Here is a 22,572-nt window from a genome sequence, read left to right on the forward strand (position 1 = left end):
AATAGTTTAACTTTTATTTTTTCACAACATAATACGTAATACTGCCAACAACTACAGTTGCAATCACTGCCGTTGCCGCAATTGTTACAATTGACCAACCTTTTAATACACCTAGCAAAATAGAAACTACCCCTACACCCAATGCAGCAATTAAAGTGATGATTTGTTGAGAGTCCATATTCGATTCATAGGATTGACCGGATTGATTATTAACATTCTGATAGTTTGCTCGCGGTTGTTGAATTCGTTGCTGAGAAGTATTACTTTGAGATTGTTGCTGTGTTTTTAATTCAGCTGCATATACATACTGTTGAACTTCTTTGATGTGTTGAATACGCTCTGCCGAGAAATTATCAACTAGGTCATATTTTAATAAACTAGCATAATCTTTATCCCAATTTTCTTTTGATTCAAATTTTGATCCATCATGTGATTCAATAATATTCGGTATAAATTTCAACGTGTACTCTAACATCGATTTAAACTGATTAAAAGTTAAATCCATTGTTAAACTATTTTTTAACATCATCTTAACTTTCTCTTCATCGCCTATTTGAACTGCTTTTTTAAAATCTGCTGAAATCATACTTCGACTACCTCCCCGATATCTATAATTTTATTCACCTTTTCATTAATCCGTTCTAACCATCCTAATCTAGCTTGTGATTCAGCAATTTTTGCTCTGATCAGTGATTCATCTTGAGTAAAAATTTCTAATTCTTTTAATTTATTACGTAAAATTTGATCTACTTTGTCGAATTTTCTATAATAATCTATTTTTATTTGTTTAATATTTTCCTTAGCAGATCCTTCTACTTCCTTAATTAACATACGATTTTGTTTCTCTAAAAACGTTGAAAATTCATCAGATATTATTTGTGCGCTCACTTTTGATTGTTCTTCATAAACATCTCGGTATAAAGTTTTTGGTTTCCAAAACTTTAAGCTTCCAAAGAAACCTGAACGTTCTGGGTTACTATAACTTTCTGTTCCTACTTTAATTTTTTCAGTATACGTAGCTGTGTCTAAAATACGATTTTTTTCAATCCCAAAATCTAATTCGGCAGCAATTAATTGCAATGGCTCAAATACTAAATTTTCCGTTCCTAACCCATCAATTAATTTTGCAATTTTCTCTTTGTACTCTTTTAATAATTGGTCTGCTATATTGCTTAAATTTTCATTGATCATTTTTTCTAAATTAACAGTTAGTTTCGAGTGACTTTCTCGAGAAATTCTAATTAAATTTTCAATGAAACTTTCTGCTTCATTTTTAGAAAATTCTTTTCCAATTGAACCAGTTAAAAATTCATCAATTGAACGTTGATGTTTCAAAACAAGCTTCTTAGATTCAGTTTTAATATCTTTCATAACATCTATTTCTTCAATCTTATTTTTAAACCTCTCTGCTTCTTTACCTGAATTCAGTTTTTCTTCAATCTTACAAATTTGCTCTTTAATTTGAGCATGGCGTTCCGTATTTTCAGCAATAGCAGTTTTAGTTTCCTCAAATGCCTTTGAACTTTCTAATTTCTTTTGGAATGTATCTACAACATTTTTGATTTTGGCTGTTCTAGCATACTTTTCAACATATAGCTTAATTGTTTCTTCTACAGCCGGAATACCACTATGAATTAATGCAGTTTCTAAATTCATAATATCGCCATCATCAACAAGTCTTAACTGTTCATCAATCTTTCTACGAATGCTTGGTGTTAATGTTGCATATTTTTCTAAATGCAATTGCTCGTTACGGTTTAATTTTCTCGCCATCATCAATATTTCGTCTTCTAAGTCTTCATCAACTGATTCTGGATGATTTAAAAGCTCACGTATATCTAAGGAAGATAATGCTGCCGCTGGGAAAATATTAGGGTCATGTATACCACGGTCCGCTAAGTATTTTCGTACCTTCTGCAACGAACTTTCTACATCGTCGTCACCTTTACGGAACTGATCCAACTTATTCACAACGAATAAATAACGATCTTTCGATTGTTTTCCACCAATTTGCATACTATTTGCAACCGCATTTAATAATTGAGAATCATCATTAACACCTAATTGTGTTGCGTTCAAAATATACAATACTAACGCTTTTGAAGATTCATCTAAATTTTTGTATGTCGTTTTCAAGTGGTTTTCATCACGTGAATTGTTTGGTCCTGGTGTATCGATTAATACTAGAGACATTTCTTCCGTACTAGTAAACGGTATATCACCTTCAATGCAAATCGAAGATACTTTTTCTGTTGCATTTAATTTTTCCATATCTTCTAAACCTAAATTGGGAACAGATTTAATTACATTACCAAATTCATCGTAAGCCGTTGCAAAGAAATCTTCGTCATCAGTATCTTTAATTCTTGAAATTGTTGCAGTACAAGCTTCTTGACTTGATGGCATTAATTTACGTTGTAGCAATGAATTAATCAATGTAGATTTACCTGCACTCATTGTTGCAACAACAGTTATTTCAAATTCATCGTTCAAAGCCTTTTTAAAAGCATCTTGTAAGTCTTTTGATTTAAGCTCTTCTATAGGACCATTAATAATCTCATCAAAAACTTCTTCAATTGCAAATTCCATATTTGAAATTTCTTGAACTGGGATATGAGTTAATTCAATTTCAATTCCATTTTTTCGGGCTTTCTTTATAATTTCTTCAACATCTTCTAAATCCATCGAAGTACCCATAAAATCTAATTCAAAGTAATCTTCATTACACTCATCCTGTAAAAATTCAGGTAATTGCTCAACCCATTCTTGTAAGCGTTTTGAGCCTACATTTAATACGCTATTTTCTGGAACTAATTCACCATCAATTTCTATGATGGTTTCTAATTTAAATGGATTATATTTAATAAAAACTTTAGCCATAACTGACATCCCTTCTATTAATTAATAACTCTAAATTATATAAGCCGCATCTAAGTAATTTTTCTTGAATTTCATTATTAGCTACAATAGATGGGAAATTATATTTTGTTAAATCAAAACTTGCTCTTTTAAGCTTTCTAGTTAACAATTCAAGTTCATCTTTTTCTTCATCATTTAATACTTGACCCGAATTATCTAACTTTAATAAATAACCCGTATATGCTGAAATTGGCTGGATTACAGGATTAACAAACCCTAAATTCTCAAGCTGTATTTTTACATTGTCAACACTTTGTTCAACTGAGTCATGATTTTGTCTAAACTGATCTACTTTATTAATCACAAAAATTATTTTTTCAGTTGGAACTTTGTCCTTTATAAAATGTAAATGGTTTATATCATCATTTGTGCCTAAATGATTACCATTCATAATATACAAAAGGACATTGAAATCGCCTTTAAGAATTAATTCTTCTGAAATTACTTTATGTTCAGGATCCGCAGATGAATTAACACCTGGCGTGTCTACTATTTCCCATAAATAGGAATCTTGAATATGGCTCATTTTAGTATGTATTACAATATTATCTGATTTAATATTGTGTAGAACTTGTGAAATATTCTTTTTCAGACGCATCCTAGTGTTGTTATGTAAACAATAAATGTTATCTCCACAACTTAAATCTTCTTTGACACTATACTGTTTCGCTGTACAAGATTCATTTTGAGTTGTCATAATTTTTTTACCTATGAGCGCATTTACTAAAGTAGATTTACCTGCACTCATTGTTGCTGTTACTAATATTTTTTTGAATACATTATTGTTTATCAAGCTTGATACATCTCCAAATTTCATATCTAATCTTTGGGATAGTTCCTTAATTAACTCAAATTCGTTTTTAACAGCAAGTTTACTTATAAATTGAAGAAGCTCTTTATGGTAATTTTTGTATCTATCAAGATATAAATTATTGTCCATAAAATGTTTAGGATTCTTCGGTAAATAAAAGTCATTAGGCATTTGAATATCAAATAGTTTACTTGTTGCTTGATTCCAAATTTCCATATTTATTTTAAAATCTCTACTGTATTTTTTTAGAAAATAAAATTTTATATCTAGCCAGTTTTTTTTGTAATTATATCTACTATTTTGCAAAATCTCACCTCAAAGTTCATTACTCTATAATTAAATTTTGGTAATTAATCGCCATCTTGTTGATGCTATTTTGCAGAGTTATTACCAATTCTTTAGGACTGATTACTTCTATATACTCCCCTTGACTCAACAACCACATCTTAATCCCCTTACCAAATACCTCAGCTTCAAAAACCAAGCCATCGCCCAGCTTTTCTACAACTTTCGCTGTAGGTAATCGGTCAAGAACAGCTTGCGGTGAAGGACCAGTGAATTTAAACTTTACATTTATCAGTTCACCCGTATACATAAACTGCACGCGTTTGCGAAATTCGCCTTCTTGGAAACGTTCATGATACGGCACTTTAAATGAAATAAATGTTTGATCAAATTGCTCAATTCGATCAATCCGATAAATCGTTGGATAATCGAATTCTTTCCCGATAGGATAAGCAGTCAAGTAAAAATAGTACTCCGAAAAAATAATCCCGACTGGTTTTACTTTTCGCTCACTTGCTAGCTCGTCAAATTCGCGTTTATAGTGCATGTTAATGATTTTTTTCGATTGGATTGCCAATGAAAGTTGCCATAATGTGTTTAGCAAATCCTTTTTATGATTCAACTCTACATACAAATGCTTTTCGTTCGACATCATTTGCTTGATGACCGCGCTATCTTCTTTATGAGCTAGATTCATCAACTTCTCAATGATTGAATCCATTTCATGTTTCGGAAATGCACGTGATTCAATCAGCACTTTCAATACAGCGAAAATTTCTTCATTTTCCAACCATGATGGTTGTCCCATTTTCAACACGTAAACCTTTTTCTCTCGGTTGTAATGCAATTTTTCATTTCGTTTTTCGTTTCCAATATAATCACGAATATTTTCAAGATCCCGCTGAATCGACTTTTCACTAATTTTATAACGATCGGCTTCTTCCCTTTTTACAAGGCTTTCACCATTTTTCAAACGATCATACATTGAAAGAATGCGACCAACTTGATTCTGTCTCTCTTGACTCATTGCATCACCTCTACATGAATAATAGTACACTTCCAATTGGACATATCATGACCATTTAAATATGTATTTCCAATAAAAATAAACATCCAACTATGCCTAATTATACCATTATACGTATTTATGAAGTGACTGATTTTTATTTTTCTAGTAAAAAAGGAGCGATAATAAATACCTATACCCAATATTCAAGTAATATTTTGTGAATCATGCGGAAAGTTAATAAAATTGGCGAATTTAGGGGATGCGTTAACGACGGTGAATTGGAGAAAATTAATGGATCTTCGAAGAAAAAATATTGTGGTAAGTGTAAATTAAAAGGTATACCTAATAAATTGCCAGTAAAATAATAGTTGTTTATTGTTTTTCAATTGTTATTAACCCTAAATTTCTTGCCAACATAACCTAAATTCTTCGTTAATACCTACGCGCTTTAAACGAAAACTTGCAATTCCCCCATACACCATCTATAGGAACTATTAATAGTACCTATAACAGAACTTTGTCATATCAACGTTTTGAGTTAATTATTGTCACATTTCGCTAGCTTTCTTCCGCTTATAGTCCCTATATTATAGGAACTATTTAAAAACGTTGATATATCAACGTTTTCAAATACGATTTCGGGTTATTTTATGTAGCAATATTTGGTCTTCACAAAGAACATATGGATTCATTTTCTCAAGAAATTATTGAAGAAGTAATGGTAAATGTTATGAAAAAACTAATCCTACTTACAGGTATCAGAAATGAGGTTAGTAAGTTTACGTCGATGGTAAGGTACCATTTCAAGGGCTAGGCTTATAAAGAAGATGTGGACTACCAAATAATCACTTCAAGTATGGAGAGCAAATAAATTATCAAAAAAGAACGGAATTGGTTCCTAATTGGTTTGATAAACGTAATAAACCTACCCAAACTAATAATCACCACTCCTACATTGATTTCGAACTAGAGAAGAAAAGAATACTGGCAAAGTTAAATGGCGGAGAATACATAAACAAAGAGGCAACTGAGTTTTAATACTCTAGAATACTTAATGCGCGGCTTAATCCCATAGTGATAATGCCGCGCATATAAGATTCACGTGTAAATTGGGCGCGTATGACTGTAGCCCATGCGTTTGCTTGATAGCGGTCAAGAAGCTTAGGTTATCAAATATAATAACGATGTGTTGATAAATATTAATGGTTGGCATTACCTTGTTATTTCAAAAAGCAACTTAACATCCAGGAGGCTGAAATCTAATTACCTTATTTCACCTAGTATATAAACAATTTCTATTATACACTGAATCAAAGGGAGCCATCTTTTCTAGGATTAATTGTGATTGCTTAAATATGCCTGGAAAGCTCTCTTTTACATAGAACTTTCATTTATACAAAATAGTTTACACTTTCTGTTGCGACACCAGAACTATTGCATACACTGCACAGATTTAATTGATAAAAGGAGCTTACTATGAAAAATAAAATCCTCACTTTAATTGAAGCCGAATTAAATATGTTAATAAATGAGTATCAAAAGCAAATTACGATTTTAAAAACGGAGAACTCTCACTTACATAAAGAAATTCAAATGGTTAGAAAAGAAAAATTGAAGACAGTCGAACACGAAATCAACCCATTGGATATTTTATTTTCTATTTGCAAGGATTTAGTTCTTAAAGATCAATTAGAAGCGGTAGATTATATTTTAGAAAGAATGCTAGATTATCCTGATTACTTAATAAATATCTCTACTGATGATTTATCTATTTTCCACGAAACGATTTTAAAATTACTAAATTCAACAGAATCTAATGATAATAAAGAATTTTTATTGGAAACGATTATAGATATTTTAACAATTTTATCTCAATCCAATCATCGGCAACTTACAACAGATTTCCTAAAGCAAAACTTCAGTGAAATTTTCCATCATTCATGTAACCAAAACATACTAAATCTAATTTTAAAAAATTTACGTCTATTTTTGCATTATGATTTATTTACAGAGTTGAAAGAAGTATTTGCGTATCTCCTAAAAGTAGAATGGTCATTTATCGAACATTCATTGAAAAAAAGTGAATTTAACTTTTTGCTATGGTATGCGTTTTTATTAGACGTAGACGAAAAATTTCTCAACCAATGCACTAGTAGTAAGCAGTGGTTTAACGGAGAGAACTTAGAGTTGGATTTATATTTTTATCTGGGTTATGTAAAAACTGAACTAGGAACTACTTCTCTATATGCGCTAATGCGGAAAACATTTCTTGCGGGTACTTCATTAGAAAAATACGAGAAGGAATTAATTTTAGAAAAAGTAGAATCTCTTATAGACAAATCAATTAATACACAAGCAAAAACAATCAGTACAGTTCACAATCTCTATTTAATCAATGACGCCGATGAACACCGTATTATTGAAAAGTTTCAACTAAGAAATAAAAAAGTGTATATCCCACTTTATCGTTCAAAAAATGTGAATATAATTGATAAAAAAATCTCATCAATAGCTTTAGTTAACCATAATTATTCGGATGGATATATTACAGTTAGTGATTATCAAGCAATATTAAAAACACATGCGCCACTCCTGCTCAAAACGAACAAACAATATTTAAATTTTAAGTGGCCTTCTACCGAAATCTCAAGCAACAACTCAAATATTAAAGAAAATACAGTATTAAATGAAAATAGTGACCTCAAACAAATGGGCTATCAAATCACTGGTTTATCACGAGAAGGAAGATGGGATATTCTAACTAAAGCAGTTCCTAAATTAGGATTAAAAAAGGTAACCTATACAATCGCATATAATGTACGACTACGCAAAGGTCAAAAGAATGGATTACAAAAATATGAGCATGCGATTAAAGAGTGGGAACATGATCTTCAAAAATTACGAAATCAGTATTATAACAACAACTTTATTTGGCCAAGAACTTAGTCAAATGCTTATCTCTATGATATTGCGCGGCAAACGAATCAACTCTAGTCTTCAACGTGTACTTTAGAGACACAGTGGCTTTGGAATCGTCCTTTTCCAAGCTGTAATTTACCTAATGTCACATTTGCCAACTGTTAGGTGCATGTGCAACGTGATTGGCTGGTTTAGAATACTGTGATCAACTTTATGGATGAGTATGCAAATTTAAATATTTTTAAACTGATAATCGTCGAAAGGTAATATAAATACATTCAAAATCAATTGTAAAAGAGTTTCTAAAGTGGGTGCAGTAAATCACCTACCATTGGGAAAAGTGCCTTAGCTAATGCTTCGCATTAAATCGTGTAGACAATTTATAAGCTTTTTGTTCGATTATCGGATTGAAATCGATAATAACCTAGTTGTAAATTTGGTTGGTAAGAATTGATTTCCCCGTGAACGAAGCTAATGACAGAAATACCGAATTTACCGATTCTACATCAACTTAAAATTTCAAATGGCCTTAATCGAAAAATATTTAAGCTATATGTGTAAAATGGCCATCTTTCTAAAAAAATTCAGAGAGATGGCCATTCGCCTTGTGTTCAGTAAAAAGGATAGCTTTTTTTATACTTTGGACTTACTGTTAATCCCCATTTATAAACTCATTGTACTTAATTATACATTCTCTATAAGGCGTTTAATTTTATAAATAGCACGGTTACATTTCCATCAACTATCTCTTAAAATATCAACTTTCAATTTATTAACAGACTCTAACTCTAATCGAATCACCTCCCGCTCATCCTCCAACTTTTTCAGCAGCTCTTTCTCTATATTAAATTCCCTTCGTACGGTTAGTAAGCTCGTTTCTATTTTTGAAGAGGATGAATCATCACCATCAGTAATAATACTTGATAATTTAGCAAAAAGAGAACGATTCTTTTCACGTACTGCACCTTCAATTACATACAGTCGATTTTGCAACTCTAGACTCTGGATTCCATGGAATAGCTCATTATCTAATTGTAATAAACGCATTTCTGTTTCAAGGATATCTACCATCGTACTAAAATATTGATTTTTTATTTCGTCTATTCTCAAGTCAATTTCGATAATTTTTCGTTGCTTTTGATTCCATTGTTCAATATTTTCTTCTAAATTATCGACCCTTTTTATCAAGCTTATGTAATTCGAATATTGTTCCTTTTGTATTTTTTCAATTTGATTAAGCTGATTAATATTTTGTTCTACTTGATTTACCTTCTCTTTCAAAATTTCAAATTCCGGAACATTTGAATCTAAACTAGTATCATTAAAAATCCTTTTTATATCATTTACTTTCCTTCCCGCGCTACCTGTAAAAAGAATAATTAAATAAATGCGATAAATTGATATATAATCATAGCGATAGTTACGTCCCTGTTTCATCGGTTGAATATAATCAAATAACACGCTTATATAATAGCGAATACTTGAATCTTTCTTGTTTAAGATTCCCGATACCTCTTCGGATGTATAAACCTTAGTTAGATTCAATTTCTTTATAAATGGAGGGAACAAAGCCTCTTCATTATGATCGTCTTTTAGCAATTCTTTATATAATAAATCACTCGAAATTAATTGCTGTAAATTTTCCATATTTATTTTTTCATCAATATACATCTTACATATTTCCTCCATCAATATTCCATTTTGCAATCACTTCTCATTGCTTGTAATGCAACATTGAGTTTAAGCTACGAACGTACTTTTATTCTTTTTAAATGAAATTGTCAAATTGCAAAACTAAATTTTATATACTCTTGAACTGGTTCAGCAAGTTTATCCTAAACATCATTCTATGTTGCCTGCCGACTGTTGAATTTCCAAAATCCTCACAAGAAAAAGGCAAATACTATTTAGTCCAAATCCACTAAATAGCATTTGCCGTTTTGTAAATATAAAAAAACATCCATCTCAAATCTGTGTCCTCGTAACTTTTGAATTTCCGCGAATTTCATCGTCTTTAAATTTTGCGCTGTCTATTGCTTCATTAATAGTTTTTACTTGTTGTGGAGTAGCTTCTCCCGCTTTATTTAAGTCTGCTGCTACACTTTGTACATAGTAGCCTTTAGCTTCTGTTAACGCCCATAGCTCATCTAAAAACTCTGATGATAATCCCTCATGCGCTAAACTTTTCGTTGCTTGTTTACTTTCCTGACTTTCCACAACACTAAATAACTCTAACGTAATTTTGCCTTTAAATAGTTCCACTTAAACCATCACCTTTTATATGATTTTTTATCTAAATACAACCCATCTAAAAATCCCTCTTCATATATTTTTTGAAGCAATGAATAATGATATTTATAAAAAGTATCTTGCAATGATTCTAATATTTGTTTTCTTTCCTTTTCATTTGCCTCTGCACTCATTGCATTTAATTTCAGCTCAATTTCTGCATTTATTTCAACATCTTGATTTGAAAACTCCTTTTCCCGATAAATATCTTCAATTCTCTGATCGACTAATGATTTAAACGCTACTTCGAAACTTCCGGTCATTTACCCACCCCATTTATACGTTATATGTATTTATACAATTAAAGTATAACTCGGATTCTATTGATTGTAAAATGCAATAATTGTACGATGTATTTATAGTATTTCGAGATGGGGTGAGGACTGTATGAATTATATTCAAGTAGGGAAGCTAATACGTACTCTTCGAAATGAAAAGAATATTAGTATGAATGACCTTGCGCAAAAATTAGTGATTTCTCAAGCGTCTGTATCCAGGATTGAAGGGGGCTTACAAGAAGTTAATTTCACGATGCTCAATAAAATATGTGAGCAATTTGAAATTTCATTAAGCACATTTTTCTTACTGTTAGAACAAAAAATCGATATAAACCTCGATACTGCTCTAAATGAAGCTACTACATCAAAGACAGAAGATTTGGATGAAGAATTATACAAAATCATTCGCGGTTTATCAGAGGATCAGAAAAAGGGCCTATACGTTCTTCTACTTCCATATTTAAAATAGCATATCAATTTGGCTCAACTTGCAAGTAAGATCGATATCTCCCAGCCTTCACTGTCAAAAATAGAAAACGGCACTCATGAGGTGTCCATTACAATCCTCGAAAATATATGTCATGACTGCAAAATAACAATGGTTGATTTCTTCAGAATGCTAAGTGAAGATGTAGACCTTGAATTCGACTTAATTGAAGACGAGTACCAACACAGCAGCAAAGTACTAGAAACGGAATTAATCGAGGTTGTTAAAACACTTACAACCGAACAACAAAAAGTCCTTTATGTCTTGCTAATGCCATACGTAAAGCAATAAAGAGCGCGGAGTTGACCTAGGGTTATCTCTACGCTCTTTTCCTTTTGTGAAATCCCCCCATGCTGCAACGAAAGATTACACATATTTTCATTCTCTCATTCTGTTCAATTGCATCACATTCAATCTATTTATACTAGAGTTCTTAAGCTTTAGAAATTAATATTGAAAAATAATCACAGGGGACGCGGAATCTATATTACAGATTAATAGACAGATCAAATTACAGATCAAACACAAACTATATAACAGACAACATTAGCGAAAATGAAAAACAACTTGAGGCATGTTTAAAAACCTTATGTAACAAGGCGTTGAAAGGTGATGGGTTATCTGATCCGTTTTGTAAGTAGCATTTCCTAATCGTAATATAAATAGTATATATGACTACTTTAATTACATAACATATACATTGTTTTTGATAGTTCGGTTTTTGCACACCATACATGTTTTTATAAGTAAAAAAAAGGTAATATATAACCAAAATATTAGCCTAAAACTAAAGTGTTTTAAGCTAAGGTATATTTTATGATTCAACATAATAATTTAATCGATTTAACGGCACGTCAAATAAGCTGTTTGGATCCTCTTAAAAAAAAAAAGTACAGTAACAGCTTGAGGTAATTTTATAAAAAAGAAATGAAGATTTCAAAAACTTAAATACCATCCTATCCGCGCGTTGATAAGATAACTAGAAACCTAATTCCGGAATTTCATAATCAGGACCGAATTTTTTTCGGCTTTCTTCTATATTTCGTTGGACTTGTAGAAACAGTTTTTGTTCATTACTTACAATTGGTAACGTTGGCACATTTGGAATACTTGTTTTCAGTGGAATAAATGTCAATTTTGCATGTAATTTTTCAATAACTTGTTTTAATAACTCTTTACGAGACAAAATACCCTCTTTCGCCCACTGACGGATTACTCGCTTTTGATAACCAATTGAAACGATATTTTCATCATATCTTGCATGATTGTACATCAACTCAACTTGTTCATGTAACGCGAACCAAGCAGATTCAGTACGATTTTTGTTTGATTCAACAGCAACTAAAGCCTGTAAGTCTACACCACATAATTCTAATTGTTCATCTAACAAAACTTTATGGTTATCTGATGATTTACTATTGAAATAGTGTACTAGCTTTACTAAATTTTCCTTTTCAGCAAAGTAAGAATCTAATTCATTTGTTGGTTCTTGTACTGACGCAGCCTGAACGATTAATTGTTGAACATTTGGCAATAAGTAAAAATCCACCATTGTATTAATTGCTTTCGTTGTTTTTGGATCAGCAAATTGGTCATAGTATAAAATATTTAATTGCTCTTTTTCAAAATAAGTTACAAGTGCTTCACGATAAATTTTTATACCGTTCACACCAAATAACTTAAATAAATCATTTTGAATACCAACAAACTTATGGATTGTATCTTCACGGAAATTTTTTGGTGAAATGTAATTATTAATTGCTAACATTTCAATTTCAAAGTGACTAGAAGTGTTAGGTACTACATTTGCTTTATTTAGTAACGGTAAATGTACACGTAAACCGATACGGTGTGTTCTCTTTTTTGACATACGTTGTTTACGAGTTATTTTATTGTAGTTGCAGTACGCATGAAATATAACTTCAAAATCAGGCGAATTTTTGTCATAGAACTTTCCATCAATTTGTACATCAATTAGACCTTTCCCTACTAACACAGAAAGGATTTCATTTAAATCGTGATAACTTTCGATATAGTTCACACCATTATGATATTTATTACTATATAGTGATTCAACAGAAACATATTGCGCTGGTCCTGTTAATAGTCCAGCTGTTGCAATATATATGAAAAAGCGTTTTTGATTTTTTGTTAAAGATGCAACTTCTGGTGAAGTGAAGATGGCTAAATTACGAATATAGCTTGAATCTGTTTTTTCACCGTCAGACAATACATGGAATCGTGAATAAAGTTGATTATTTACTTCAACTAATAATCCTAATCCTTTTAATTCTTCAATTACTCGGTTATATGTTTTATGTTGAAACAATAATGCAGTACGTATCATATCGGCATCACAAAAAATACGACCGTCTTTTCCGATGAAGGTAATTGTGTAAAACATATAACTTAATGCGCTTTTTGATATATCAATTGTTCCGTTTCCAAATTTAAAAAATAATTTCCGATTTAACTTCGCTGTTTTTGATCTATTATTTAATCTTTCCATTTATTCTACCTCCACAAAAAAAACACCCCAAAAAACGAAATGTAATAAAAAATTACAAATCGAATTTTGGGGTGTTCCCTTTTTATTTATTTATTTATTTATTTATTTATTTATTTATTTATATTTGATGTATTAATTTTACCTTTTAACTAATCCAAATACAAATTTAAATATTTTGATTTCATTTTATTTTTGCACATCATTTTTACTATACCGACATAATTAAACCCCCTACTTACTTAATTACCGTAATTTTAAACAAAATAACTCCAATTGTATGGTAATGGAGTTTTGCAAAAGGTTATTAGTCGTCAGATGCCGATGATTTTTACCCCTTCAATTTCTTTGATATCAATGATTTTTAATTTTAAAATTAAGTCTACGGGCTTATTTTTAATCGCATATACTTCCACTAGTTGAAATTATCAAAAAACCTAAATAACCTCAAAGTGAATTTACTATACTAGAAGCATCTTATTTTCATTAATAACCCAGCTGTATTTCAAAACATCTAACGAAATCGCCCGTACCCTATTTGATTACCAAAGTCTTATATCCTCCATTTTGAGGAGGATCTCATTTCCATTTGATTCACTTTAATCGATAATGTTCTAGTCCTTTTAGTAATAGGCTATTGACGAGAACGTTAAATTTTATCGATTTTTCAACACTAGTTTGCTTAATTACATCATACAATTCTTGCTGTAGATGGAATGATTTCTTCGCTACCAAATCTGCCCAACTAATTTCTCTACAATCCTTATATAACTCATAGTCTGCGTCAATATGCTCTTCGCTTCTACTTGTATTTTTTATTATTTCAATTCCTAAAAATTCCTTATCGGCGTTTATCACTTTAACTTTCTTTTTAACAGGGCGGTTAAGGGATGTAATTTCATTTCCCCCCTTATACATCCAAACACCATTTTCATTTACAACCGCTGCATTTGTTAACTTACTTTCTAAAATTGATATTTTTATATTCAAGTTATCCGCTACTTCCTGTAAATCAGTGCCTTCATTTAATAGCCCCAAAACCTGCGCTAATGTTAAATCTTCATCAAACATCGATTTTACCTCCTTCCACTATTTTTAATAGTATAGCTTCAGTTCTCTTCTATTCTTAGAATGATTTCAAACTTCTTTAAAAACTAATCCGTAAAACTGCAGCTCATATTTTTAACTTTATCTAAAGAAATGCAGCAATGATTCTTCCACTTATAAATCATAAAAAACTCCCTGTAAATTCTGTTCATCTACTAAGAATCACAAGCAAAGGCGGTTATAATATTTGAAATATTTGAAGGAGTGAACTACCAATGAAAGAAATACTCTTTTTTATACGTAATGAAATTAACACAACCTACCAATCTTTCATTTATGAAACGCCCGTTAAGGATTTGCTAATCAGCAATTATGAGTGGCCATCACCGATTGATAATAAAAATGATTATCCCATTGTAACTTTTGTTACCGATCCTTTAATAATGGAGTTTTTATTAAACAAAATCCTCGTTACAGTAAAAGAGAAACACACCATTACACTTGGGAAACAGGAAGTTTACAAGCGCTCTAAATCAATTTTTAAATCAATTGCTCCATTTAACGAAGCATTAAATTATTTAGACACACTAAATTATTTGCGGATTGGTAATGGCGGAAAATCTGGTCGTAAGAAAATCATTGTGTTAAATCCTAAACTACTCGGGTTATAAAGGATTTTAGAGAAATAAAAAAGCAGCGGTTCCTGAATAGATTTTCAAGAAAAGCTGCTTATACATATCGTTATAATATTCCAACCTTACTCTTCAAAATTTAGAACCCAAATTTGCTTCAACGGTATCTCCGAACGAATTTCAATTGAAAGTTGGTCATAATGGTTAAAAATCTCTTTAATTACATCATTAGCATCCCATAGACGTAGTTTGAAAAATTGCTTAGGAATTTCTTTTGTAACAGTTGTTTTAAATCCGCGCCACGAAACTAATAAACCATAATCCGCACCTACATTACTCATCGTGCCAATTAATTGATCCATCGCTGGTCTATCAACTGGTGCATCATGTGATTTTACTTGTACACAAATTTTTGTTCCGCCAAAACCTAATTCGCCTGAGGCTGCTAAAATATCTATACCACCATCTGCCCCTTCTGGACTGCGATATGTTGTATATCCCTTTGCTTTTAAAATTTCTTCAATTAATCGTTCCATTCGATGTCCTTTGAATTTCTTTGTAATATAGTCCGAAATTTGATCCAACATATGTTCTTCAATATTTTCAATAACATCTTCTTCATCATTTATTATTACCGGCTGCGGTTGATTTGAATGTTTCCATCCATTATTGGCCATCGCCTTTAAACGAACTTCGGCATCATTCTTATGAATCTTACAAACGGTCATAAAAGCACCAAATGAATAGAGTAGATCCTGTTCAAAATTATCGCGCGGTATGTCAGTTGCAAACCACTTTACTTTTCTGTAATGGTAGTATGGGCTTCCTAACGTTTCATCAAAAGTATAGTCTCCTATAATCTCTCCAAAATGAATCGTACGGCTTCGTTTGCTTGGGAGTATGACCCAATCCCCTTTTTGCATTTTTGCTATAATCGGAAAAATTTGCGATGCCCAATTGACCGCAGTTTTGGGCTTTGCTAATTCGTAATGATCAATTAAAAAATCTCGTAGATCGCTTTGAGCCTGAAATTCCCTTAGATCGACATTTAAATCATTCCAAGTTAAATACACACGCTCATCCTTTAAAAACTTATCTTCAAACTCACCTGCTGAACCAGCTCTAAATAGCCAAATACTCATAGGACACCCCACATTGTTTTGAATAATATATTTTTCTTTTTGATTTTAATTGATTATCTTAACCACTTTAATAAAGCCAAACCAGTTTTAGTCTTAGAATTATATTTCCACATTTTGTAAAACTTTCATAAATGTTAAATTTCAACCTTTACAAACTCCATTCCCTTCACCTTTAACTGATTAAATAAATTCGCTAATGCCGTCTCGCCAACATTGCGGTACTTGCCTAATAGCACTAGCTCTTTTGGGAAATCCTTAACATGTAAGAAACCTTGCTCTTGTAACGAGTTAAGTAAGCTTGTTTGGCCAGGAAAGTTGTCCTTCGTTAACGCAACATTTCCTAATGCCTCTGTTAAAATAACAAAATCTGATTTGTAAAATAACAAGACTTCCCCGCGATATTGCTCCATCAATATTTTACGTTTTTGTTCTTCTTCAACGAATAACCGTAATTCTTCAAAGAAGCATTCATCATTAGTCTCTTTAAAGCGCTTTACATGCTGGTAAATACCTTCTAATTGATATGGCAGTTCACTCATAATGCGTGCTTGCTGTTCGCCATTCAAACGAATTAAAAATGTTGTGGATTTTGGGAAACGCTGTGGCAATAAAAATGCATCACGTAAAAAATCCGGTATCTCAACAAATTGATCTTTATAGTAAATTCTACGACTAACCTTTTGCTCGGTTACAACATTTTCTGGCATCGGCTGTTTTTGCACAAACGTCTGCATTAATGCTTCAATATGTTCGATTAAATATTCCCTATCAGCCGCGCTTTTCTCAGGAACCGGCTCAATATAATCTGGAACCTCTATATCTGGTGATGCATAAGTTTCTATAAACCATGTCAAAATCAAATGCTGATACTCCCAACAAGTTAATGCTTCTCTAATTAGCATTTTACGCGTACCATCATGACTTGCTGAATTTCCTTGGCGCCGAACGAAGTGAATCGCATTATCCGTTGTTGGTGTAATGATACCTTCATTTTTTAACTTCATTTGTATTTCACCGAAACTTAACTCGCTATGCTCAAGCCCTTCCAATTGTGCAACTTGACGAACTAATGTTTCCGCCATTGTTCGCGTTGTTTGCATCGCTGCTCTAGGTGAAACAAAAAGGAGCTTTTCGATATCTTGCGTTAGCTCAGCTAAATTTGGATTAATTCCGAATAAAATTTCTTGTAATTTTTGCGACACTATTTCACACCTACCGACTTAATTTTTTCAATCAAATATGGGATTTTTTCTTTATACTTATCTTTGTTTGCTAATCGTAAAGAATACTCTAGCTTTTTCAAATGATACATTGCTTCCTTAGGTAGTTCTTCTATAATTTGGCCTTGTTCATATAGTAGTAGGCTCATTTCTACTTCAGACGAATATAATTTGATTTCTTCTAAAGCACTTCCAGTCCATTTGTAAGCACGTACTGCAAAATCATAATCTCTATAGTGACCGTGAATAATGTGTCCGTCTTTTCCCATTAATTCTGCTTTAGGTGGTTCATTATCTTTTGCATTTTTTTCTTCAAAAAAACGATATTGCATATCTGTTAAATATTCATACTTTAACGTTGTATTTTTATCTACATCTTTACTTTTCACAATTGCAAATATTACTTCTATATTAGAGTTAATATCCTTTGCTACTCGAAGATCCCCCATACTCGGATCTGCCCACTCATCAAATATTTCATCGTATGGATGACTATGATAATAAGCAACAAAGTCACTTGTTGTCACAAGCTTCCTCGCTTCCTTGACAATATCATTTACTTTCTCATTTGCCTTTACACTTGAAGCTGTTTTATTTAGTACATTCGCAACGGGAAAAGTATACTCACCAACTGCAGTACCATCTTGCTCACCAAATATTAAACCAAAGCATTCTTTTTGCTGCCCGCGCTTTGGATAATGGCTAATACAGTCAAGTAGCATGGTCGTTAATGTATTATTGATTAGTTCTAAGTGCATAAAAAATCCCTCCATATCTTTATTTAAAATGAAAGCGTACCAGTATAAAAACATGATACGCTTCCTTTTTGTTATATTTGATTTAATAAGCCCTTTAACGCTTTAAACTCTTCCTCTGACAACGTAACACCCTTCCCCATCTTTTCACGATTAGGCGCCCATTCACGGATGTCATACTTCGGTGCATTACCGTTCCAGCTAATATGATTTAGTTCTTTCTTCCAACCCTTAGATGATTCTGATAGTACGCCGATATGCTCAACAACTTCGTATTTTATTTCTGCCATTGATCTTTATACCCCCACTAATTGTTCCATTTTTATTTCTTCAATAATTTTTCCTTGCTGTAATACATAAATATAGACTGAACCATTCAATTCTTTATAATCCTCTAGAATAATTTGCTCATCTAATGCTTTTAATGATGGTGTTACTAAAATAAAGCGCGTATTTCCATCCGCTTCTTCACTTGTGAAATCAACCAGTCCGTATGCTTTTTTTTCACGAATATTTAATCGACCATTGTCATTTTCGTATTGCTTCACATTATTTACATAATCAGCCGGTATTATCCGTGCAGCACTACTAATCGGTTGTACATGTAATTGCGTAAGCGATTTAATCGATTGTAATTGGATGCTTCGCTCTCGTTCGATATCCTCTAAACGTTCTTTACTGCGCTCTTCTAAATCTTCAATTTGCGTGTATGTTTGATTAATTAATGCGCTATTTTTATTGTTCGGATTGTCTTCTAAATAGTTCGTTAAACGTTCCTGTAATACTTGCATTTGTTCATCAAATGAGCGACGTAAATACGTGCTTTTTCGATTTAAATAATCATCACGCTTCATTTGAACGGATTGCAGCACTTTTTTCGCTTGAATAATTGACTCTCGTTTAAACGATTTATCTTCGTTAGCTTCACTATTTACAAACTTTAATGGCTGTTGGAATAAGAAATACGGGTCGATTTGAATAAATTTTCCTGTTTCTCTTTTAGCAAGTAACATCAATTCCTGCTCCAATTCACGACTATTCCCATCGACAACACTTATACGACTTAATTCAATAATTAATGGCTCACTTACAGTTGCTTTTACATTACAAACAGGCAATGCAACCTGCTGTAACTCCTGACTTGCTAGTTCCATTGCTAGTTTCTTGACAGGATGATCATTAGGCAGTAGTGTTACATCTTCCGTCTGTTTAGATGCACTTAATGAAAATCTTAACGATTCGTCTGTTCGTAATGCATATTTCTTTCTCTTTATTAATTCACGAATATTTTTAGGGAAACGATCTATTCGAACAGTTTTGCTATCATTTGAAAAATTCAATTTGATTCGAGAAGTTTCAAATTGCTTTACGGCAAATTCACCATATACTCGCGGTGGCATACTACTTATTGAAATTTCTTGATATGCCCTTCTCGCTCCAGGTAAATCAAAGCTAGAGTCATCTAAACGCTCTTGTTTCGCTATTTCTAATAAGCGTTTATGTTCATCAGAAAACGTTTTTTCCATCGTCGCCACAAGCTCATCTAGATTTTCGCGCCCACTAATCGCACGTTCCATTAAATTCGCCAAATCTATATTATTTTCTTCGAGTACCTCACCGATAAAATCATAAACTTGATCTTGTCCTAAGTCTTCACGCATTTGATCCATTTTCGTTAATAAACGAATTAGTACGTCACCTTCTCTTGTATTACTCGCAACTAGATTGAAAATAAATACTTCATTCTTCTGCCCAATACGGTGAATACGCCCCATACGCTGCTCTAATCGGTTCGGATTCCACGGGATGTCATAGTTAATCATTTGATTACAGAACTGAAGGTTAATAGATTCTCCACCGGCATCTGTTGCCAGCATAATTTGCACATCATTACGGAATTTTTCAACCTGTTCACGACGCTGATCCATTGAGAAATCACCGACAATCTTCGTTATTTCAGGTACGTGATTTAATAGCTTTCGTTCTAGGTAATACAACGTGTCCTTCGACTCTGTAAAAATTAAAATCTTCTCTCCTTTAGAAAGCAATCCATCTTCACCAAATAAAGTACTTTCTAATTCTGCATACTTAACCTCTACATCTTGATAAACTAGTCTTTCTGCTTTCTGAACCAAATCATATAAAATCGAAATTTCAACACGTAATTCCTCAATATCAATGACATCTGTTTCACCTTCAATTAGTGCTTCAACTTCCTCTTGCTCATCAATCGAAAGTTCGTCGTATTCAAAAGGTTCAACTATTTTAACTGTTGATAGTTCCGATTCAAGTAATTCTTCTAATTTTCCTTTTCGCCGTTTTAACGATAAATAAATCGCGTCAATCGATGAACTTAAACGACGCTGCAAAATCATCATCGCAAATGCAACATTCGGTTTATTATTTTGCTTGGCACGATTAAAATGTTCCCGCGCATACGCAGTTACTTCTTCATAAAGCTCTTGTTCCTCATAGCTTAAGTCGAATGCAATTGTTTTCGTTGTACGCTTCGGGAATAACGGAGTGCCATCAAAGTTCTTCATCGTTTCTTTTAAACGACGAATTACAAATGGATTACTCTTTTCGTAAATAGAATCTCCCGTATTTAATCGTGAAAAAATATCATGATCGACTAAGCTCATCAAATGACGGAAGTTCTCTTTATCCCCTTTATGCGGTGTAGCAGTCAACAATAAGCAATGCTCTGTATGGCGAAGTAAACTTTCTCCTAGCTGATAAATCTTTGTTCGACTAATTTTCCGATTCTTCACACCATGCGTATAGGCAGCCATTTTATGCGCCTCATCGACAATAACTAAATCAAAATTAGCCTTCATTATGTACGATTTAATCTCTTCTCTTGCAGCCCAATAAAGTGATGAAATAATTTTGTCATGTAATTCAAAAGGGTTCACTTCGCTCGAACTATTCAACAGACTTCGATTGACAATCATAAACTCATCCCCGAACTTATCCTTTAATTCCTCCTGCCATTGCTTTAATACTAATGGAGGAACTAAAATCAAAACTCGCTCGGTAGCTTGTCTTGCTATTAATTCGCGAATTAACATACCCGACATAATCGTTTTCCCTGCCCCTGGATCATCGGCAAGTAAATAACGTACTTGTGGAGATTGTAGCATTCGACTGTAAACAGCTTCAATTTGATGCGGAAGCGGAATGACCTTTTTATTGCCACGCGCTCGGGATTGTGAGTATTTTTCTTCCGTTTTTAAAATGTAATACTGTAAATAATGTTGTAAGCGCTTGGCATTGAATGTACTTTTTTCTTCTTGAATATTTTCCAATTGGCTAAGCTGAACTTTATCTAAATACTGTTCATAATACTTATTGGTTTTACGTCCAATCGATTCTACTAAATATAAATCTTCATCGATTTCTTCAAAGTGCTTAATTTCTACTATTTCTGGCCAGAATGAACCTTTGATAATTTCTCCAATCTTAAGCATGCTTTCACCTCTCTAAGTAAATCATCATAGTTATCTATAGATATCTTTTGAGATTGTATTAAGTATATTTCAGTAAAACAATATTTTATTTCCTTAAAAAATAATAAGATGACATTAAATCATACTTTGAAATTCATTAATAATTTAGTGTAACGGATTACTTACATCTTTATAATTTCTTGTCTCTAATACTCTAAAATCTAGAGATTCTATACTATTTAAGTGATCTATTTTAGGATAATCATTATTTTTCCCTACACAAACTACCGCAAATTTATCCGTTCCAGATTTCTTAAATCCTAGAGATTCTAAATCCGATTGTTCTATTTCTGCTCCATGATATGAAACAATTAGAGCGTCATAATTTTGATTATTAATAATACTCTCTGGAAATTGTATGTACTCGTAATTTCCAGGAAATAGCATCTGTTTACTTTCGGTCTTGATAACTAAAATCAATCCTAAGTTATTCGCAGTTGTATAAGAAACATCTCTCCGCCACTCAAGACAACATCGAATATCTTGACTCCTACAAATATCACATTCTTTCCAATAACCATTTCCCTTACCTTTTCCTAATTTAAAATATGTATTATCGCTAATGATTTGTCCATTTAAATCATTAGCGATAAAAATTGATGTTACATTTGAATTAACAGTTAAAAATGCGGCCAGTCTTTTTGCACCATTACTAGGGTTATTCGGTAGTTCTGGAACAATCCAAGTTGTCTCAAATTGTTCCTAAGTTAAATTTACATTAATTCTAACTATATCATTTTTTAAATCGTACTTAGCTGCAATAA

The 22,572-nt window shown here is 32.3% G+C and carries 19 protein-coding genes and 1 pseudogene; 5 read left to right on the forward strand and 15 right to left on the reverse strand.

The window, feature by feature from the left end:
• Window positions 1-13: 13 nt before the first annotated feature.
• Genes O7776_RS16010 through O7776_RS16025 form a run of 4 tightly spaced genes read right to left on the reverse strand, consistent with a single transcriptional unit; the run spans window position 14 to window position 5,042 of the window.
• Entirely contained in the window at window positions 14-586 is a 573-nt protein-coding gene (locus tag O7776_RS16010) for a hypothetical protein (protein WP_274307958.1), read from the reverse strand.
• Window positions 583-2,880 (reverse strand): dynamin family protein, encoded by a 2,298-nt coding sequence (locus tag O7776_RS16015; RefSeq protein ID WP_274307959.1) that lies wholly within the window; start codon window positions 2,878-2,880, stop codon window positions 583-585. Before O7776_RS16015 ends, O7776_RS16010 begins: the two co-directional genes overlap by 4 nt.
• The gene (locus O7776_RS16020; RefSeq protein ID WP_274307960.1) at window positions 2,873-4,036 is read right to left on the reverse strand and encodes a dynamin family protein; all 1,164 of its coding nucleotides are present in this window, start codon (window positions 4,034-4,036) and stop codon (window positions 2,873-2,875) included. The genes O7776_RS16015 and O7776_RS16020 overlap by 8 nt, the downstream gene beginning before the upstream one ends.
• Window positions 4,037-4,055: 19 nt before the next feature.
• Window positions 4,056-5,042, reverse strand: a complete 987-nt coding sequence (locus O7776_RS16025) for a helix-turn-helix transcriptional regulator (RefSeq protein ID WP_274307961.1) — start codon at window positions 5,040-5,042, stop codon at window positions 4,056-4,058.
• A 1,458-nt stretch (window positions 5,043-6,500) separates the two neighbouring features.
• On the opposite strand from O7776_RS16025, the gene O7776_RS16030 reads away from it, so the two are divergent.
• The gene (locus tag O7776_RS16030) at window positions 6,501-7,970 is read left to right on the forward strand and encodes a hypothetical protein (protein ID WP_274307962.1); all 1,470 of its coding nucleotides are present in this window, start codon (window positions 6,501-6,503) and stop codon (window positions 7,968-7,970) included.
• A gap of 711 nt (window positions 7,971-8,681) precedes the next feature.
• Here the strand turns inward: O7776_RS16030 and O7776_RS16035 are convergent.
• The 3 genes from O7776_RS16035 to O7776_RS16045 form a co-directional block, all read right to left on the reverse strand.
• Window positions 8,682-9,614 carry a MerR family transcriptional regulator gene (locus tag O7776_RS16035; RefSeq protein WP_274307963.1) on the reverse strand — a complete coding sequence of 311 codons (933 nt, stop codon included), beginning with the start codon at window positions 9,612-9,614 and terminating at the stop codon, window positions 8,682-8,684.
• Window positions 9,615-9,908: 294 nt separating this feature from the next.
• Window positions 9,909-10,205 carry a hypothetical protein gene (locus O7776_RS16040; RefSeq protein ID WP_274307964.1) on the reverse strand — a complete coding sequence of 99 codons (297 nt, stop codon included), beginning with the start codon at window positions 10,203-10,205 and terminating at the stop codon, window positions 9,909-9,911.
• 8 nt (window positions 10,206-10,213) lie between these two features.
• A complete protein-coding gene (locus tag O7776_RS16045; protein WP_274307965.1) occupies window positions 10,214-10,495 on the reverse strand; it encodes a hypothetical protein in 282 nt (93 codons plus the stop codon).
• A gap of 124 nt (window positions 10,496-10,619) precedes the next feature.
• Here O7776_RS16045 and O7776_RS16050 point away from each other — a divergent pair, with 124 nt between their 5' ends.
• The 3 genes and pseudogenes from O7776_RS16050 (at window position 10,620) to O7776_RS16055 (ending at window position 11,288) form a co-directional block, all read left to right on the forward strand.
• Complete coding sequence (locus O7776_RS16050) at window positions 10,620-10,979, forward strand: helix-turn-helix domain-containing protein (RefSeq protein WP_274307966.1); 360 nt, start codon at window positions 10,620-10,622, stop codon at window positions 10,977-10,979.
• 9 nt (window positions 10,980-10,988) lie between these two features.
• Window positions 10,989-11,102 (forward strand): annotated as a pseudogene (locus O7776_RS20390) (helix-turn-helix domain-containing protein); the annotation flags it as partial.
• 24 nt (window positions 11,103-11,126) lie between these two features.
• Window positions 11,127-11,288 (forward strand): hypothetical protein, encoded by a 162-nt coding sequence (locus tag O7776_RS16055; protein WP_274307967.1) that lies wholly within the window; start codon window positions 11,127-11,129, stop codon window positions 11,286-11,288.
• Between the two features lie 688 nt (window positions 11,289-11,976).
• On the opposite strand, the gene O7776_RS16060 is transcribed toward O7776_RS16055, so the two are convergent.
• On the reverse strand, window positions 11,977-13,506 hold the full coding sequence (locus O7776_RS16060; protein WP_274307969.1) for a hypothetical protein: 1,530 nt from the start codon (window positions 13,504-13,506) through the stop codon (window positions 11,977-11,979).
• A 591-nt stretch (window positions 13,507-14,097) separates the two neighbouring features.
• Window positions 14,098-14,574, reverse strand: a complete 477-nt coding sequence (locus tag O7776_RS16065; protein ID WP_274307971.1) for a hypothetical protein — start codon at window positions 14,572-14,574, stop codon at window positions 14,098-14,100.
• A 251-nt stretch (window positions 14,575-14,825) separates the two neighbouring features.
• On the opposite strand from O7776_RS16065, the gene O7776_RS16070 reads away from it, so the two are divergent.
• Entirely contained in the window at window positions 14,826-15,221 is a 396-nt protein-coding gene (locus tag O7776_RS16070; RefSeq protein ID WP_274307972.1) for a hypothetical protein, read from the forward strand.
• Window positions 15,222-15,307: 86 nt separating this feature from the next.
• On the opposite strand, the gene O7776_RS16075 is transcribed toward O7776_RS16070, so the two are convergent.
• The 6 genes from O7776_RS16075 to O7776_RS16100 form a co-directional block, all read right to left on the reverse strand.
• Window positions 15,308-16,324: a restriction endonuclease gene (locus O7776_RS16075; RefSeq protein WP_274307973.1), complete on the reverse strand. Its 1,017-nt coding sequence runs from the start codon at window positions 16,322-16,324 to the stop codon at window positions 15,308-15,310.
• A gap of 134 nt (window positions 16,325-16,458) precedes the next feature.
• A complete protein-coding gene (locus tag O7776_RS16080) occupies window positions 16,459-17,526 on the reverse strand; it encodes a DUF4145 domain-containing protein (RefSeq protein WP_274307974.1) in 1,068 nt (355 codons plus the stop codon).
• On the reverse strand, window positions 17,526-18,302 hold the full coding sequence (locus O7776_RS16085) for an MPN domain-containing protein (protein ID WP_274307976.1): 777 nt from the start codon (window positions 18,300-18,302) through the stop codon (window positions 17,526-17,528). The genes O7776_RS16080 and O7776_RS16085 overlap by 1 nt, the downstream gene beginning before the upstream one ends.
• 71 nt (window positions 18,303-18,373) lie before the next feature.
• Complete coding sequence (locus O7776_RS16090) at window positions 18,374-18,589, reverse strand: YdbC family protein (RefSeq protein ID WP_274307978.1); 216 nt, start codon at window positions 18,587-18,589, stop codon at window positions 18,374-18,376.
• Between the two features lie 6 nt (window positions 18,590-18,595).
• Window positions 18,596-21,769, reverse strand: coding sequence for a helicase-related protein (locus tag O7776_RS16095; protein WP_274307979.1), 3,174 nt, complete (start codon window positions 21,767-21,769; stop codon window positions 18,596-18,598).
• 144 nt (window positions 21,770-21,913) lie between these two features.
• Window positions 21,914-22,195, reverse strand: coding sequence for a hypothetical protein (locus O7776_RS16100; protein WP_274307980.1), 282 nt, complete (start codon window positions 22,193-22,195; stop codon window positions 21,914-21,916).
• Between the last annotated feature and the right edge of the window lie 377 nt (window positions 22,196-22,572).

The organism is Solibacillus daqui (assembly GCF_028747805.1).
Classification (GTDB): Bacteria; Bacillota; Bacilli; order Bacillales_A; family Planococcaceae; genus Solibacillus; species Solibacillus daqui.

Coding starts and splice junctions, on each gene's coding strand:
- O7776_RS16010 (WP_274307958.1), bottom strand. CDS start 586: ATGATTTCAGCAGATTTTAAAAAAGCAGTTCAAATAGGCGATGAAGAG.
- O7776_RS16015 (WP_274307959.1), bottom strand. CDS start 2,880: ATGGCTAAAGTTTTTATTAAATATAATCCATTTAAATTAGAAACCATC.
- O7776_RS16025 (WP_274307961.1), bottom strand. CDS start 5,042: ATGAGTCAAGAGAGACAGAATCAAGTTGGTCGCATTCTTTCAATGTAT.
- O7776_RS16030 (WP_274307962.1), top strand. CDS start 6,501: ATGAAAAATAAAATCCTCACTTTAATTGAAGCCGAATTAAATATGTTA.
- O7776_RS16035 (WP_274307963.1), bottom strand. CDS start 9,614: ATGTATATTGATGAAAAAATAAATATGGAAAATTTACAGCAATTAATT.
- O7776_RS16045 (WP_274307965.1), bottom strand. CDS start 10,495: ATGACCGGAAGTTTCGAAGTAGCGTTTAAATCATTAGTCGATCAGAGA.
- O7776_RS16050 (WP_274307966.1), top strand. CDS start 10,620: ATGAATTATATTCAAGTAGGGAAGCTAATACGTACTCTTCGAAATGAA.
- O7776_RS16055 (WP_274307967.1), top strand. CDS start 11,127: ATGCTAAGTGAAGATGTAGACCTTGAATTCGACTTAATTGAAGACGAG.
- O7776_RS16060 (WP_274307969.1), bottom strand. CDS start 13,506: ATGGAAAGATTAAATAATAGATCAAAAACAGCGAAGTTAAATCGGAAA.
- O7776_RS16065 (WP_274307971.1), bottom strand. CDS start 14,574: ATGTTTGATGAAGATTTAACATTAGCGCAGGTTTTGGGGCTATTAAAT.
- O7776_RS16070 (WP_274307972.1), top strand. CDS start 14,826: ATGAAAGAAATACTCTTTTTTATACGTAATGAAATTAACACAACCTAC.
- O7776_RS16075 (WP_274307973.1), bottom strand. CDS start 16,324: ATGAGTATTTGGCTATTTAGAGCTGGTTCAGCAGGTGAGTTTGAAGAT.
- O7776_RS16085 (WP_274307976.1), bottom strand. CDS start 18,302: ATGCACTTAGAACTAATCAATAATACATTAACGACCATGCTACTTGAC.
- O7776_RS16090 (WP_274307978.1), bottom strand. CDS start 18,589: ATGGCAGAAATAAAATACGAAGTTGTTGAGCATATCGGCGTACTATCA.
- O7776_RS16095 (WP_274307979.1), bottom strand. CDS start 21,769: ATGCTTAAGATTGGAGAAATTATCAAAGGTTCATTCTGGCCAGAAATA.
- O7776_RS16100 (WP_274307980.1), bottom strand. CDS start 22,195: ATGCTATTTCCTGGAAATTACGAGTACATACAATTTCCAGAGAGTATT.